The sequence below is a fragment of the Arthrobacter sp. SAFR-179 genome, from assembly GCF_059414945.1.
Genome location: NZ_JBPFDM010000005.1, coordinates 211232 through 226744, shown reverse-complemented (window position 1 = coordinate 226744; position 15513 = coordinate 211232). Strand labels below are relative to the sequence as shown.

The window sequence follows — 15513 nt, the reverse complement described above, 5'->3', positions numbered from 1 at the left end:
ATTTCCGCAAGATCTGCTCCAGTGGCGTGCAGTCCTGGCGGAGATGGACATATACAACGGTGCTGTCAGCGAAGTCACGGAAGCTGTGGAGCGCACGACATGCCCTGTGCGCATTAATACGGTAGAAGTAGAGCTATGGTCTCTCCCCCCGAAATCCGCCGTGCCGTGGTCATTGAAGATGACCCGGACATCCGAGGGCTGCTGGTCCGCGTCCTGGTCAAACAGGGCTTTGACGTCACCCAGGCCGGTGCGGGTTTGCCGGGCGTGGAGGAGGTCCGCCGCATCAAACCGGACCTGGTGACCCTGGACCTGAACCTGCCGGACCTTGACGGGCTGGAGGTGTGCAAGCTCCTGCGGGAATTCTCGGACGCATTCATCGTGATGCTCACCGCCCGTGCGGACGAACTCGACAAGCTGACCGGCCTGGACAACGGCGCCGACGAATACATCAGCAAGCCATTCAGCCCCCGGGAACTGCAGTCCCGCATCAATGCCCTGTTCCGGCGCCGCCCCTCAGCCGCAGCGGAATCCGCGTCCCGGGGCGAACTGGAACGCGCCACCGAAGTGCAGCAAAGCCTCCTGCCCAAGGAAGACATCCGGGTTGACGGTTACGACGTCGCCGGCCTTTTCCGCCCGTCCCGCAGCGTGGGCGGGGACTTCTACGACTGGTACCAGACGCCCGACGGGCTGCACCTCACCTTTGCCGATGCCATGGGCAAGGGCATGGGCGCGGCGCTGATCGCGGCAACAGTCCGGGCAGTGATGCGCTCCACAGGCCTGCGGCAGGACCTGGACTCCGGGTTCGCAGCCGCCAGCAAGGCGATCGCCGCGGACCTGGACTCCTCCAATTCCTTCGTCACCCTGTTCCACGCCCGCCTGGACGCGGCCACCGGCAAGGTAAGCTATGTCGACGCCGGACACGGCCTCGCGCTGCACGTCCAGCCAAGCGGCCCGGCAGACCGCCTCCCCTCCGCCGGACCGCCGGTTGGCGCCTGGCCCGGAACACAGTGGCCCCAGGCGGACCTGGAGCTTGCCCCCGGCGACTCGCTGGTGGTGGTCAGCGACGGCGTACTGGATGTTTTCGGGTCCGTGGAGGACTTCGCCGACGCTGTGCAGCAGGCAACCCAGTCCGCAGGTTCGGCGCAGGAAGCCAGCACGTCCATCCTTGCCCTCGCCCCCGCTGAGACCGCCGAAGACGACGTGACGGTGGTTGTGGTCCGGCGGCTGCCCGTGGAGGCGGCGGCGTGACCCGTTTCTGGACCCGCCTGGTGGTGGTCCTCACCGTCCTGACCGGCCTGAATTACATCGCGTGGCGCTGGATGGCGTCCCTGAACTGGGAGGCCTGGTGGATCGCCCTCCCCCTGGTGGTGGCGGAAACCTACAGCCTCATCGACGTCATGCTTTTCGGCATGACCGTCTGGAAACTGAAGATCCGCAAGGGCGCTCCCACGCCGCCGCATGATGCAACGGTGGACGTCTTCATCACCACCTACAACGAAGACCTGGACATGGTCCTCACCACGGCGCTCGCGGCCCAGAAGATCCGGCATCCACACAGCACCTGGATCCTGGACGATGGCGCCCGGCCCGAGCTCAAGGCCCTGGCTGAACAGCATGGCCTGGGCTACGTGACCCGCAGCGGGGACTGGACCAAGGACCTTCCCCGCCACGCCAAGGCCGGCAACCTGAACAACGCCCTCATGGTCACCCACGGCGAGTTCCTGCTGATCCTGGACGCGGACCAGATCCCGGAGCCGGACATCCTGGAGAAGACACTGGGCTACTTCAACAACCGCCGGGTGGCCCTGGTCCAAACCCCCCAGTACTTCAGCAATGTCCCCGCCGATGATCCGCTCGGCAGCCAAGCGCCGCTGTTCTACGGCCCCATCCAGCAGGGCAAGGACGGCTGGAACGCCGCCTTCTTCTGCGGTTCCAACGCCCTCCTGCGCCGCGAAGCCCTGATGCAGCTGGGCCTGGTGGGTTACGTCAAGGAAACCGAGAAGAGCATCCGCCGCGCCCTGGCCGCATCCCGGGCAGCCATCAAGCAGGCACGTAAGTCAGCGGACATGGACTCCCCGCTGGTGGCGGAGGTCCTGGACGAGGTGGAGGCAGCCACCCGTGAAGCCCAGGAGGAAGTGGACGCCGGCAGGCCGCTCAGCGAGGTCACGTACCGGGTCCGCCGCAGGGTGGATGCCGCCGTGCAGACCCTGGTCCAGGCCGACGTCGCCGCCCTCCAGGCGGACCTCGAAGAGATCGCCGCCATGGAACTGGCCCACGTGGGCGAGTCCGGCGTCCCCGTGGTGGCTGACGACGCCGTCCAGCGTATGGCCGCCCGTGACTGGTCCCCGCTGGGCGCCCTGGAATCCGTCCAGGCCGTCCTCGATGCACTCACGGTGGAGCGAAACGACGAAGCCCAGCCGGTGATGCCGCTGGCCACCATTTCCGTCACCGAGGACATGGCTACCGCCATGCGCATGCACGCCATGGGCTGGGAGAGTGTCTACCACCACGAGATCCTGGCCTACGGCCTGGCGCCCGAGGACATCGCCACCATGCTCACCCAGCGCCTCCGCTGGGCGCAGGGCACCATCCAGGTGCTGCTCCGCGAAAACCCGCTGGTGCAGAAGGGCCTCAAGCTCGGCCAGCGCCTGATGTACTTGGCCACCATGTGGACCTACCTCAGCGGGTTCGCGGCGGTCATCTACTTCGCAGCCCCCATCATCTACCTGCTGCTGGGCATCCTGCCGGTCAGCAGCCTGAGCTGGGACTTCTTCATCCGCTTCATCCCGTTCATGGTGGTCAACCAGCTGCTGTTCGCCGTGGCCGGCCGCGGCATCCCCACCTGGCGCGGGCAGCAGTACAGCCTGGCGCTGTTCCCCACCTGGATCAAGGCATGCACGACGGCGGCCCGGAACGTGTGGTTCGGCCGTCCCCTGGGGTTTGCGGTCACCCCCAAGGCGCGCCAAAGTGGCGGACCCAGCTGGAGCCTCATCCGGCCCCAGATCGTGGTGTCCGTCCTGCTGGCCGTCGCCGCCGTCGTCGGAATCATCCGCCTGGCCACCGGCCTGGCGGAACCGCTGGGCACCCTGGTCAACGTTGTTTGGGTGGTCTTTGACCTGGTGGTCATGAGCATCCTGGTCCGCGCCGTGCTCTATAAGGGGTACGAACCGGCCGCAGAACCTGCAAACAGAGAGGAACTTTGATGGAGTTCAGTTACGAGGTCAAGGATTCGTACGCCGAGGTCAAGGCGGACGGGCGGCTCAACATGGTCTCCGCGCCCAAGCTGCGCGAATTCGTTACGGACGTCATTGCCGGCGGCTCCAACCGGATCGTGGTGAACCTGGAAAACACGGCGTTCATGGACTCCTCCGGGCTGGGCGCGCTGATCGGCTGCCTCAAGGCGGCCCGCCAGGCCGGCGGCGACCTCCGGATCGCCGCGGTGCAGCCCCAGGTGAACATGGTCTTAAAGCTGACCAGCATGGACAAGGTCCTCACGGCCTACGCCACGGCCGAAGAGGCTTTCAGCAATGACTGAGGTCCTGGCTGCGCGCAGCTTCCGGGGGCCTGCTGCCGAGGACGCCATCGAGGCGGTCCACAACGGCCTGGACAGCCTCTGGCTGGACGTTCCGTTCGTCACCGACATGGACCAGATGACGTTTACGACCGCGGTCATCGAGTCCGCGTCCAACATCGTCCAGCACGCGCAGCCCGCCGGGGAACGGGAGGTGGAACTTGGAGTGGAAACCACCGTGCAGCCCGCACTGCTGCAGGCGAGGGTGAGCGCCTACTACGCCAAGCCGCCGTTCGGCCCCATGGAGCCGGCCACGCCGGGCGACGACGCCGAATCCGGACGGGGCCTGGCGCTGATCGAGGCGCTGGTCACCACGGTCACCTTCGAGCGCCAGGGCGCCACCAATACCTGGGTGTTGTCCAGGACGTCCTCCCAGGATTAGCACCCTCCCGGCTGGCTGCTGGTGGTTGTTAAGACCGACGTGACTGAAGCTGTCCCCTCACCGCTTGACACAGTCAGGGGGCTGCTCTTGAATATTACGTATGCTGAAATAACAGTTCCATGATGCGGAAGCTTGTTCGTGGAGTTCCATGAACGGGCGCCGGGCTTTCCGGCATCCGCATAGCCGTCACCATGGATGCCAGCATGACCATCGAGGAAGACGCCAGCATGAAGCTTGCCGAATTCAACGCCGCCGATTCCGCCGCGGCCCAAGCCATCCTCCGGCCCTGCATCGACGTCAGCCGCTGGGTTGAGGCGGTGGCAGCAGCACGGCCGTTCACCAGCCGTGACCAGCTGCTGGAGTTCGCCGCCCAGGCAGCAAATCCGTTCAGCCCTGCAGAGGTCGAAGCCGCCATGGCCCACCATCCCAGGATCGGGGAACGTCCGACGGCGGCCAGCACCGAGGCGTCGATGTCCCGTTCAGAGCAGGCGGGGGTGGACCCCGCCGACGCTGCGGCAGCTGACGCCCTGGCCCGGGGGAACCGCGAGTATGAGGAGAAGTTCGGCCGGGTCTTCCTGATACGGGCCGCCGGACGGACCGCCCCGGAGATCCTGGAGGCCTTGAACCAGCGGCTCACCAACTCCCCCGGCGAAGAAGACACCATCGTGGCCCAGCAGCTGCGCGAAATCGCCGTACTCCGGCTTGAAGGACTGATCAGCGAATGAGCGTTTCCCATGTGACCACCCACATCCTTGACACCGGTGCCGGGCGCCCGGCGGCGGGAGTCGCCGTCGTCCTTTTGAAGAACGATGCCGGCACCTGGCGCGAGCTGGCAACGTCCAGCACGGATGCCGACGGCCGCGCGAAGGACCTGGGGCCGGAGCAGCTGGAACCCGGGCACTACAAGCTGAACTTCGCCACGGGCACCTACTACTCCGGGCTGGGGACGGCAACGTTCTTCCCGGAAGTGGACCTGGTCTTCGAAGTCACCGGCCCGGAGCACTACCACGTGCCCCTGCTCCTGAGCCCGTTCGCCTACTCCACCTACCGCGGCAGCTAGCGGGAATTCCGGGAGCCGCCGCGTCAAGGGCGTTAACCCAATGTCATGGCCGTCACAGTTCCCGGCATAGGATCAGGAAGTATGGCTTCGAATAGAGATCCTGAATCCGATACCGATGCCGAAGGCGGCCAGTCCGGCGGGGTGCAGTCCGTGGAGCGAGCCCTGACCGTCCTGGAAATCCTGGCCCGGGAAGGGCATGCCGGGGTGAGCGAGATCGCCGAGGAGATGGGGATCCACAAATCCACCGTTTCGCGGCTGATGGGGTCGCTGGTAAGCCGGGAGATGGTCCACCAGAACAGCGAGCGCGGAAAGTACCAGCTCGGATTTGGCATCCTGCGCCTGGCCAGCTCCATCCCCGGGCGGCTCAGCCTGGTCCACGAGGCACGGCCAGTCCTGGAAAGCCTCGCGGAGGAATTCAAGGAAACGGTCAACCTTGCCGTCCTGCGCTCCAACTACGCGGTGAACGTGGACCAGGCCATGGGCCCTTCCACGCTGGCCACCTACGACTGGGTGGGAAGCCTGACACCGCTGCACGCAACCTCCAGCGGGAAGGTCCTCCTGGCCGCGCTCAGCGCCGATGAGCGCGACCGCATCCTGAAGGAGACGGGGCTGGCTGCCCGCACAGCGCGCACCATCACCAGCCGCAAAGAACTCGACGCGCAGCTGCTCGAGGTAGCCGCCAAGGGGTACGCAGTGGTGCGCGAGGAGTTCGAGATCGGACTGAATGCCGTGGCCGTGCCCGTCTACAACCACCAAGGCACGGTAATTGGTGCCCTCAGCATCTCAGGCCCGGCCTTCCGATTCGAGCCGGAGCAGATTCCGGGCCTGCTGGAATCACTCAAGGAAGCCGGGCTCAAAGTCAGCGCCAACATGGGCTACACCCACCGCTGAGACGGACGCCGGCAGCGCTCAAAGGTCCTCGTCGAGCCGGCTGGTAAGGATCCGATTGGCGTTGCCCTGGAGGATGCCGAGCGACTCCTGGATCAGGGGTGAGGCGATGCTGCCCCTTCGCACCGCGGCGACAATGCGGCGCGTGGGTTTCGCCTTACCGGTGATGCGTAGCCGAACCACGTTTTCGGCACCGTGCAAAGGCGCCAGCCGCGGCAGCAGCCCGACGCCCAGCCCCGCACCCACGAATGCGATGTGGGTTTCCCATTCAACGGCCTCATGGGCAATCCGCGGCGTCACCCCGACTGCCGTGAACGCCGCGGTGAAGAGGGAATGGTAGGTGGAACCGGCGGCCTCCGTGATCCAGGGTTCGGACGCCAGCTCTTCAAGCGTGGCTGATTCCCGTGATGCCAGGGGATGGTCAGCGGGAATGATCACGTCCAGTGGATCATCGAGGAGAACTCTCTGCTCGAAACGCGGATCGTCCTCGCCATAGCTGCCGGACTGCATGGCAACAATGACTGCAAGGTCGATTCGTTCCGCAACCAACAAGTCGAAGCAGCGGGCCGGATCAGCCTCCAGAACCTGCACCTCCAGCAGGGGGCGTGTTGAGCGCAGGGTGGCGGCCAGCGGCGCGAGCAAGTGGGCGGCCGCCGAGGAGAACCCGCCGAGGCCAAAGTGGGACTGCACCTGGTCGCCGGCCTCCATGGCTGCGGCGCGCAGGCTTTCCCACTGGGCAATGAGGGGATCCGAGCCCGCCACGAGGAAGCGTCCTGTTGCGGTAAGCCGCACGCCCCGGCCGTCTTTCGTCAGCAGCTGCATTCCAAGCACGCGCTGGAGCTCCCGCAGTTGCGCGGAGACGGCAGAGGGAGAATACCCGGTGAGCTCCGCAGTAGCGCCGATGGTGCCGCACCGGGCGAACACGCGGAGTGTGGTGAGCCTCGCATCGATCATGCACCTATTCTGCATGGTTACCTTCAAAAACTCGCGCTTTTGTTGCAGCTCCTGTGACCCTAATCTCATCACTACAAGTTCTTCGCGACGCCGCGAGCACCCCGCGCCCTCCGTCAACACGCAACACCCACTACCCATGCCTCCCGGGAGGAAACCCATGACTGCTTCTGTGAACGTGCCCCTCAATTCACGCGGAAAACTCGCGGCCTCATTGCCTGCTGAGCAGCTGGCAGAGATCACCGCCCTGTTTGAGTTCCGGCGCACCGGCTACTCCCTCGATGCCCCCTTCTACACCGATCAAACGATCTTCAATCTCGACATGGAGGCCATTTTCGGCCAGCATTGGATCTTTGCCGCCAGCACTGCCGAACTGCCGGAGCCGGGCGACTACGTCACCGTCGACTACGGGCCCTACTCCCTGATCGTGCTGCGCAATGACGACGGCGCCGTGAACGTCCTGCACAACGTGTGCCGCCACCGCGGCGCCCGCGTCCTTACCGAAGCTGCCGGGTCAACCGGAAACCTTGTCTGCGGCTACCACTCCTGGACCTACTCCCCGGAGGGCAACCTGATCCACGCCTCCGCGCCGGGGGAAACGAAGTTCGACAAGAGCTGCTTCGGCCTCAAGCGCGCCCACGGCCGCGAGGTCGCCGGACTGATCTTCGTCTGCATTGCAGATGAACCGCCCACTGACTTCGACGAAACCGCAAAGATCTTCGAGCCCTACCTGGCACCCCACGATCTCTCGAAGACAAAGATCGCCTACCAGCAGAACATCATCGAAGAGGGCAACTGGAAGCTCGTCATGGAGAACAACCGTGAGTGCTACCACTGCGACGGCCACCCTGAGCTCGCCTGCTCCCTCTTCCCCACTTGGGGCCTGACGGAGGGCCTGATTCCGGCGCACCTTGAGGAGGTGTGGGACCGTAACAAGCAAGCCGAGGCCTCGCTCGAGGAGCGTTGCCGCCGCTACGGCCTTCCCTACGAGGTGGTGGAGCAGCTGGACACGCGCATCGCGGGAATCCGCATTTCACGGGAACCACTCGACGGAGAGGGTGAATCCTTCTCTGCTGACGGGCGGAGGCTTTCCAAGAAGCTGCTCGGCGACTTGCCCGACTTCCGCCTTGGCCGGTGCTCGATGCACCTGCAGCCCAACAGCTGGTTCCATTTCCTCGGCGACCATGTCATCACGTTCGGCGTCTTCCCCATCAACGAACACCAGAGCCTGGTACGCACCACGTGGCTGGTGGCTGACGACGCCGTGGAAGGCGTCGACTACGACCTGGAAAAGCTCACCTACACCTGGAAGCAGACGAACCTGCAGGACAAGGCGTTCGTGGAGCTCTGCCAGCAGGGTGCCGGCAGTCCCGCCTACGAGCCCGGCCCCTACATGAAGAGCGAATACCAGGTGGAGGCATTCATCAACTGGTACGTGCAGCGCGTGCAGGAGCACTTGGCATGATTGAACTCGTCACTGAAACGGCAATCCAGGAACCACAGCGAATCCGCGGTCTGGAGATGCCGTGGAACAGGGTGATGGGAAGCACCGAGACACCCGCCCGGGCAGCCCGCGCATTGGGGCCATGGCATCCGCAGGAGTTCATGGCCGAATGCGTCGAGACCGTTCCCGAGGCCGGTGCCATGATGACCTTCGTGTTCCGCCGCTGTGACGGTGCGCCCCTGGCATTCCGTGCGGGCCAGTACGTGAACGTTGCATTTCCGGTCAATGGCGAGGACCAGGAGCCGGTGGACCGCAGCTACTCGCTGTCCAGCTCACCCACCCAGCCCTGGACCTTCAGCATCACAGTCAAGTGCGACCCCACGGGACTGGTCTCGCCTTGGGTGCACGAGAACGTCAGGCCCGGCACCGTCCTTGAAATGCTGGGACCGGTGGGGGCCTTCCACCTGCCCGATGCCGACCGGCGGGCACGGTATCTCCTGCTTGCGGCCGGTGCAGGCATCACTCCCATCATGTCCATGGTGCGGACCATCCACTCCCTGCCCGGACACGCCGATGTTGTGGTGCTCTACCACGGCTCGGATGCCGGCGGCTTTGCCTTCCACCGGGAATTGGCCTATATCGCCTCCGTGGACTCCCGCGTCAAGGTCTACTACTCCCTGGGCGACCGCAGCCTGCCGGAGGGGTGGGAAGGGCTCAGGGGACGGCTGACGGCGGCCATGCTCGAGGAGGTGGCCCCCGATGCCAACGGCCGCCAAGTGTACGCATGTGGTCCCGAGGGCTACCTGAACACGGCCACCGAGCTCCTCGAAAAGGTGGGCGTCGATGACACTTCCATCTACATGGAGTTCTTCTCGGGAGACCGCCAGATGCTCCTTGAATACCAGGCGGAGGTGGCACTCGCAGCCGACGTCGCGGAGGAGATCGCCGAGGAGATCGCCGAGTCCGCCGAGGACTACTTTGAAAGCCAGCCCGCCGCGTTCGGGCTCTACGAGCCCGGTTACGACGCTGACGGGACGCTGCAGGCCTCAGGCATGCCGCTGGAAATCGCAACCTCCGAGGCGCCCGGCTCTGACACCTCCACCGACGGCCCGGCCGGCGAGCCGGAGGCCGGTTCCCCTGACGCGTCGAGCTTCGGCACGGTGGGAACAGGCAGCCTCACTATGTCCTTCATGCGCACCGGCATCAATGTCCGGATTGACCCCGCCGAGCGCATCCTCGAGGTGGCCCAGCGTGCGGGCGTCAGGATTGGCGCGAACTGCAAGGAAGGCATGTGCGGCTCCTGCAAGGTCGTCAAACTTTCAGGGGAGGTCGAGATGAACCACCAGGGCGGGATCCGGGCACGGGAAATCTCTGCAGGCAAGTTCCTGCCCTGCTGCTCCACGGCGCAGACGGACCTGGTGATCGATGCCTAGCCCCTGCTCCGAGCCACTGTCAAGGCGGAGCAGGACAGCCTTGAAATAGGGCTTAAGACTTCAGAAAAACCTTGACACGTGATTGTGGCGCAGGCCACTCTGTTGCTTATAGCGAGACGTGTTGATCTTTACGGAACAACCGACCGTGATGAAAGCACAGCTGGCCTTGCTTAGTGAATGCCAGGAAGCCCAGAACTTCCGCCCGGCTTGGGGACGCCGGAGTACAGCGCAGCCCATGAATTCAAACCAAAGGACTTGACATGGCTTTGAACAGCGACATCCGCCCGGATGCCCAACCCCACCTTGAGCTGGAGGAGCCCAATCTCGTTTCCGCACCGGAGAACTCTCCTTCCTCCCACGAACCACATGATGTGGAGGACACCCAGCAGATCATGCAGGAACTCCGCCAGACCAAGGCCGAACAGGCTGTGGCACAACGGCGGAACCGCAAGCTCACCCTCGACAAGGCCACCTTCGGCATCACAGGCATCCTGGCACTGGCCTTCGTGGCCTGGGGTTTCCTGGGACGGGACAGCCTGGCGGCCACGTCAACAGCCGCCCTCGGGTGGGTGATGGAATACACCGGCTGGCTCTTTATGGTCCTGGCCTCGCTGTTCGTTGTTTTCGTCCTCTGGCTGGCCCTGGGCAAGTGGGGCAACATTCCCCTCGGCAAGGACGGCGAGAAGCCCGAGTTCCGGACCGTGTCATGGATTGCCATGATGTTCGCGGCCGGCATGGGCATCGGCCTGATGTTCTACGGTGTGGCCGAGCCGCTTTACCACTACATTTCCCCGCCGCCGGGAACGGTGGACGGCCGGACGCCGGCAGCCATCCAGACGGCCATGGCAACCTCCATTTTCCACTGGACCCTGCACCCCTGGGCGATGTACGCCGTCGTGGGCATTGCCATGGCCTACGGCACCTACCGCCTGGGCCGCAGGCAGCTGATCTCCGCTGCCTTTACCTCACTCTTCGGGCTCCGGGCAGTGGAAGGCCCCGCCGGAAAGTTCATCAACATCCTTGCCATCTTCGCCACGCTCTTCGGCACCGCCGCATCCCTGGGCCTCGGGGCCCTCCAGATCGGCAGCGGCCTGACCTCGAACGGCTGGGTCGGGGAAATCGGCACGCCGGTCCTGGTGGCCATCGTTGCCATCCTGACGGCGTGCTTTGTGGCTTCGGCCGTTTCCGGCATCAGCAAGGGCATCCAATGGCTGTCCAACATCAACATGGTGCTGGCCGTGGTCCTGGCGCTCATCGTCTTCATTGCCGGGCCCACCCTGTTCATACTCAACCTCATCCCTGCCGCCGTGGGGGACTACGCGAGGGACCTCGCGGAAATGTCCTCCCGCACCGAGGCGGTTGGTGACGAGGCCCTGCGCAAATGGATGTCCGGATGGACCATCTTCTACTGGGCCTGGTGGGTCTCCTGGACACCTTTCGTGGGAATGTTCATCGCCCGCATCAGCCGCGGCCGCACCATCCGCCAGTTCGTCACCGGCGTCCTGCTGGTTCCCAGCATCGTCAGCGTCATCTGGTTCGGCATCTTTGGCGGCACGGCCTTCCACATCCAGCAGGAAGCGGACAAGGCGGGAACGCCGGGAATGGTGACCACCACCAACGGGGTCCCGAGCATCGACTTCGACGGGGCACTGTTCGACCTGGTGAAGAACATGTCCATGCCCGCTTGGCTGACCGCGGCCGTCATCGTCCTGGCCATGGTGCTGGTGGCCATCTTCTTCATCACCGGAGCCGACTCGGCGTCGATCATCATGGCCTCCCTGAGCTCCAACGGCGCCGCCGATCCCAAGCGCGGCCTCGTCATCTTCTGGGGGCTCCTCACCGGCGCCGTGGCAGCGGTCATGCTGCTGGCCGGCGGCGACGAACCGTCCGAGGCGCTCTCCGGCCTGCAGCGGATCACCATCGTGGCGGCCCTGCCGTTCGTGCTGGTCATGCTGCTTCTGTGCTTCGCCCTGGTCAAGGACCTCCGCCGCGATCCGCTCTCCCTGCGGCGCCGCCTGGCCGACTCCGTGGTGGAGCGCGCCATCCGCACAGGCGTGGACCAGCACGGCGGCGCCCAGTTCGACCTCGTTACCAAACATCAATGTGATCAGCGCTGTCCCGACGACGGCCGCTGCGCGGCTTCCTCCGCTGACACCCAAGCCCACGCAAAGAACCAGGAGTAGACCATGACCACAGTCCTTGAGGGCCGCCCCACCGCTAACGCGACGGCGGAAGCAGGCGCCGTCGCCGGCGTCCGCAGCACCGACACGGCACAGTACGTCCTCACCCTTGCCTGCCCGGAGCGCCCCGGAATCGTCCGGGCCATCACCGCATTCCTCGCTGACCGCGGCTTCGACATCGTTGAACACCAGCAGTTCGACGACCACATGAGCGGCAAGCTATACCTGCGCACGGCCTTCACCCCGGGAGACAAGGAAGTTTCCCCGGAAGGACTCAGCGCTGAATTCGCCACCGTTGCCGACGAATTCGGCATGGAGTTCACCATCCACGACGGCCGCCCGCAGCGCGTGCTGGTGATGGTTTCAAAGTTCGGCCACTGCCTCAACGACCTGATCTTCCGCTGGCGCGCCGGCAGCCTGGGTGCGGAGATCGCCGTCGTGGTGTCCAACCACGAGGACCTCCGCCCCATGGCGGAAGCCGCCGGCCTGCCGTTCATCCACGTCCCCGTCACCGCGGACACCAAGCCGCAGGCCGAGGCGCGCCTGCTGGAACTGGTGGAGGAGTACCAGGCAGACCTGGTGGTCCTGGCCCGCTACATGCAGGTACTCTCGGACGGCCTCAGCAAGACCCTCCGCGGCCGCGCCATCAACATCCACCATTCCTTCCTGCCGGGGTTCAAGGGCGCCAAGCCTTACCACCAGGCCTATGACCGCGGCGTGAAGCTCATCGGAGCCACCGCGCACTACGTCACCGCAGACCTTGACGAGGGCCCGATCATCGAACAGGAAGTGTTCCGGGTGGACCACAGCCTGGACCCGAACGCCCTGGTCACCGTCGGCAGGGACGCCGAATCCCAGGCACTGTCCCGCGCAGTCAAGTGGCACTGCCAGCACCGGGTCCTGCTCAACAACACCCGCACCGTCGTCTTCCGCTAACGCCAACGCCAACGCCCGCCAAGCAAAACAGGAGAACAACACCCATGAGCGCATCACCACGCGTTGTCATTATCGGCGCCGGCATTGTCGGAACCAACCTTGCCGACGAACTCGCCACCCGGGGCTGGACCAACATCACGGTGGTGGAACAGGGCCCGCTGGAACTTGCCGGCGGCTCCACGTCGCACGCGCCGGGCCTGGTGTTCCAGAACAACCAGTCACGGACCATGACCGAATTCGCCACCTACACGGTCAACAAGTTCCTCTCCCTGAGCAAGGACGGCGAGTCCTGCTTCAACCAGGTGGGCGGCCTGGAACTGGCCACCACCCCCGAACGACTGGCCGATCTCCACCGCAAGATGGGCGTGATGACCTCGTGGGGAGTCGAAAGCCGGATCGTCGACGCCGACGAATGCGAAAAGATCTACCCCCTCCTGAACACCGGCAAGCTCACCGGCGGCCGCGAGGTCCTGGGCGGCCTGCTCATCCCCACCGACGGCCTGGCCCTGGCCGCACGTGCGGTGCAGCTGCTGATCGAGCGCTCCAGCCAGGCCGGCGTGACGTACCAGGGCAACACCACCGTCACCGGGATTGCCCAGGAGGGCGGCAAAGTGACGGGTGTGGAAACGTCCGAGGGTTTGATCCCGGCAGACATCGTGGTCTCCTGTGCAGGCTTCTGGGGCCGTGAGCTCGGCAAGATGATTGGCCTGGAAGTACCGCTGCTGCCGCTGGCCCACCAGTACGCCATCAGCACCCCGCTGCCCGAACTCGAGGGCGTCAACGAGCTTCCCAAGGGTGCCAGCAAGCCCATCCTGCGCTACCAGGACAAGGACCTGTACTACCGCGAATGGGGCGACCGCATCGGCATCGGCAGCTACGCCCACCGCCCCATGCCGGTGGACATGTCCGCCCTGCCGAAGGTCGCCGCAGAGGAAATGTCGGACCACCGGATGCCCTCCCGCCTGGAGTTCACCTTGGAAGACTTCCTCCCCGCCTGGGAGGACAGCCAGGACCTGCTGCCCGCGCTGCGCAGCTCGGAGATCCAGGACGGCTTCAACGGCATCTTCTCCTTCACCCCGGACGGCGGCCCGCTCATGGGTGAGGCACCGGACCTGGAAGGATTCTTCGTGGCCGAAGCCGTGTGGGTCACGCACTCTGCGGGTGTCGCGAAAGCCATGGCCGAGCTCCTCGTGGACGGCCGGCCGCAGACGGACCTGCACGGCTGCGAGCTCACCCGCTTCGAAAAGGTCCAGACCTCGGACGCCTACGTCAGCGAGACCTCCCAGCAGAACTTCGTGGAGATCTACGACGTGATGCACCCGCTGCAGCCGCGCGAATCCCCGCGGGACCTGCGGGTGAGCCCGTTCAATGTCCGGCAGAAGGAGCTGGGCGCGTTCTTCCTGGAGTCCGCCGGCTGGGAGCGCCCGCACTGGTTCGAAGCCAACCGCGGCCTGCTTGAGGAGCTGCCGGCCGAGTGGCAGGCGCCGGAACGCGACTCCTGGTCCGCCCTGTTCTCCTCCCCCATTTCCGCAGCCGAGGCGTGGAAGACGCGTACCGCCGTCGGACTTTACGACATGACACCGCTGAAGCGGCTGTCCGTGGTGGGCCCGGGCGCGCAGGCTCTGCTGCACCGGCTCAGCACGGGCAACATTGCCAAGAAGCCCGGTGCCGTGACGTACTGCCTGCTGCTGGAGCACGACGGCGGCATCCGCAGCGACGTGACCGTCGCACGGCTGGCCGAGGAAGACTTCCAGCTGGGCGTCAACAGCAATGTGGACTTCGATTACCTGCGGGTGGAGGCGCGGAAGCAGTCAGCCGCCGACCCCTCCCAGTGGGTGCACGTCACCGACATCACCGGCAGCACCTGCTGCATCGGGCTGTGGGGCCCGCTGGCCCGCGAGGTGATCGGCAAGGTCAGCTCGGACGACCTGACCAACAACGGCCTCAAGTACTTCCGCACCAAGGAAATCTCCGTGGGCGGCATCCCGGTCACGGCGATGCGGCTGTCCTACGTGGGCGAACTCGGCTGGGAGCTCTACACCACCGCCGAGTACGGGCTGAAGCTCTGGGACCTCCTGTTCGAGGCGGGCCGGGAGCATGGCATCATCGCCGCCGGCCGCGGGGCGTTCAACAGCATGCGCATCGAGAAGGGCTACCGGCTGTGGGGCACGGACATGACGTCCGAGCACCACCCCTACCAGGCCGGACTGGGCTTCTCGGTGGCCAAGGACAAGACTGGGTTCGTGGGGGCGGACGCCCTGGCGGCCCTTCGGGAACAGCCCGCCGCCAAGACGCTGCGCTGCCTGACGGTCGACGACGGGACGTCCATGGTGCTGGGCAAGGAACCGGTGTACGTGGCCGGGGAAGCCGTGGGCTACGTGACCAGCGCGGCGTACGGCTACACCGTGCGCAAGCCGATCGCCTACGCCTGGCTGCCGTCCGCAGTGTCCGAAGGCGACAGCGTTGAGATCGAGTACTTCGGCAAACGGGTGGCCGCCACTGTCACGGCCGAACCGCTGTTCGATCCGGCCATGGAGCGCATCCGCGGCTAGACCGGCCCTCCGTGGGGGAAAGGGGTGGTTGGGCCTGCTTGAGACCGGCAGGCCCAACCACCCTTTTTTCGTCCCCGCGAGATGGCATTTAGCGGCAGTGCCGCCGCGGAACATTG

General features: G+C 65.4%; 13 protein-coding genes. 12 read left to right on the top strand and 1 reads right to left on the bottom strand.

Annotation, left to right across the window (positions count from 1 at the left end):
• Nucleotides 1-135 precede the first annotated feature (135 nt).
• The 7 genes from ACR65K_RS11210 to ACR65K_RS11180 all read left to right on the top strand — a co-directional run bounded on the left by ACR65K_RS11210 (nucleotide 136) and on the right by ACR65K_RS11180 (nucleotide 5904).
• Nucleotides 136-1248 (top strand): PP2C family protein-serine/threonine phosphatase, encoded by a 1113-nt coding sequence (locus tag ACR65K_RS11210; RefSeq protein WP_440152855.1) that lies wholly within the window; start codon nucleotides 136-138, stop codon nucleotides 1246-1248.
• Nucleotides 1245-3203 (top strand): glycosyltransferase family 2 protein, encoded by a 1959-nt coding sequence (locus ACR65K_RS11205; protein ID WP_440152854.1) that lies wholly within the window; start codon nucleotides 1245-1247, stop codon nucleotides 3201-3203. The genes ACR65K_RS11210 and ACR65K_RS11205 overlap by 4 nt, the downstream gene beginning before the upstream one ends.
• Nucleotides 3203-3535: an STAS domain-containing protein gene (locus tag ACR65K_RS11200; protein WP_056330786.1), complete on the top strand. Its 333-nt coding sequence runs from the start codon at nucleotides 3203-3205 to the stop codon at nucleotides 3533-3535. Before ACR65K_RS11205 ends, ACR65K_RS11200 begins: the two co-directional genes overlap by 1 nt.
• On the top strand, nucleotides 3528-3953 hold the full coding sequence (locus ACR65K_RS11195; protein WP_056330788.1) for an ATP-binding protein: 426 nt from the start codon (nucleotides 3528-3530) through the stop codon (nucleotides 3951-3953). Before ACR65K_RS11200 ends, ACR65K_RS11195 begins: the two co-directional genes overlap by 8 nt.
• A 227-nt stretch (nucleotides 3954-4180) precedes the next feature.
• The gene (gene uraD / locus ACR65K_RS11190; RefSeq protein ID WP_056331045.1) at nucleotides 4181-4678 is read left to right on the top strand and encodes a 2-oxo-4-hydroxy-4-carboxy-5-ureidoimidazoline decarboxylase; all 498 of its coding nucleotides are present in this window, start codon (nucleotides 4181-4183) and stop codon (nucleotides 4676-4678) included.
• Nucleotides 4675-5013: a hydroxyisourate hydrolase gene (gene uraH / locus ACR65K_RS11185; RefSeq protein ID WP_056330791.1), complete on the top strand. Its 339-nt coding sequence runs from the start codon at nucleotides 4675-4677 to the stop codon at nucleotides 5011-5013. Before uraD ends, uraH begins: the two co-directional genes overlap by 4 nt.
• An 81-nt stretch (nucleotides 5014-5094) precedes the next feature.
• Nucleotides 5095-5904 (top strand): IclR family transcriptional regulator, encoded by an 810-nt coding sequence (locus ACR65K_RS11180; protein ID WP_440152851.1) that lies wholly within the window; start codon nucleotides 5095-5097, stop codon nucleotides 5902-5904.
• 18 nt (nucleotides 5905-5922) lie between these two features.
• On the opposite strand, the gene ACR65K_RS11175 is transcribed toward ACR65K_RS11180, so the two are convergent.
• Nucleotides 5923-6855, bottom strand: coding sequence for a LysR family transcriptional regulator (locus tag ACR65K_RS11175; RefSeq protein WP_440152849.1), 933 nt, complete (start codon nucleotides 6853-6855; stop codon nucleotides 5923-5925).
• A gap of 157 nt (nucleotides 6856-7012) precedes the next feature.
• On the opposite strand from ACR65K_RS11175, the gene ACR65K_RS11170 reads away from it, so the two are divergent.
• The 5 genes from ACR65K_RS11170 (at nucleotide 7013) to ACR65K_RS11150 (ending at nucleotide 15397) form a co-directional block, all read left to right on the top strand.
• Nucleotides 7013-8317, top strand: a complete 1305-nt coding sequence (locus tag ACR65K_RS11170; protein WP_440152848.1) for an aromatic ring-hydroxylating oxygenase subunit alpha — start codon at nucleotides 7013-7015, stop codon at nucleotides 8315-8317.
• Complete coding sequence (locus ACR65K_RS11165; protein ID WP_056330802.1) at nucleotides 8314-9729, top strand: ferredoxin reductase; 1416 nt, start codon at nucleotides 8314-8316, stop codon at nucleotides 9727-9729. Before ACR65K_RS11170 ends, ACR65K_RS11165 begins: the two co-directional genes overlap by 4 nt.
• A 260-nt stretch (nucleotides 9730-9989) precedes the next feature.
• Nucleotides 9990-11912 (top strand): BCCT family transporter, encoded by a 1923-nt coding sequence (locus ACR65K_RS11160; protein WP_056330805.1) that lies wholly within the window; start codon nucleotides 9990-9992, stop codon nucleotides 11910-11912.
• A gap of 3 nt (nucleotides 11913-11915) precedes the next feature.
• Entirely contained in the window at nucleotides 11916-12845 is a 930-nt protein-coding gene (gene purU / locus ACR65K_RS11155) for a formyltetrahydrofolate deformylase (protein WP_082566667.1), read from the top strand.
• A gap of 44 nt (nucleotides 12846-12889) precedes the next feature.
• On the top strand, nucleotides 12890-15397 hold the full coding sequence (locus tag ACR65K_RS11150; RefSeq protein ID WP_440152846.1) for a GcvT family protein: 2508 nt from the start codon (nucleotides 12890-12892) through the stop codon (nucleotides 15395-15397).
• The last annotated feature ends 116 nt before the right edge of the window (nucleotides 15398-15513 follow it).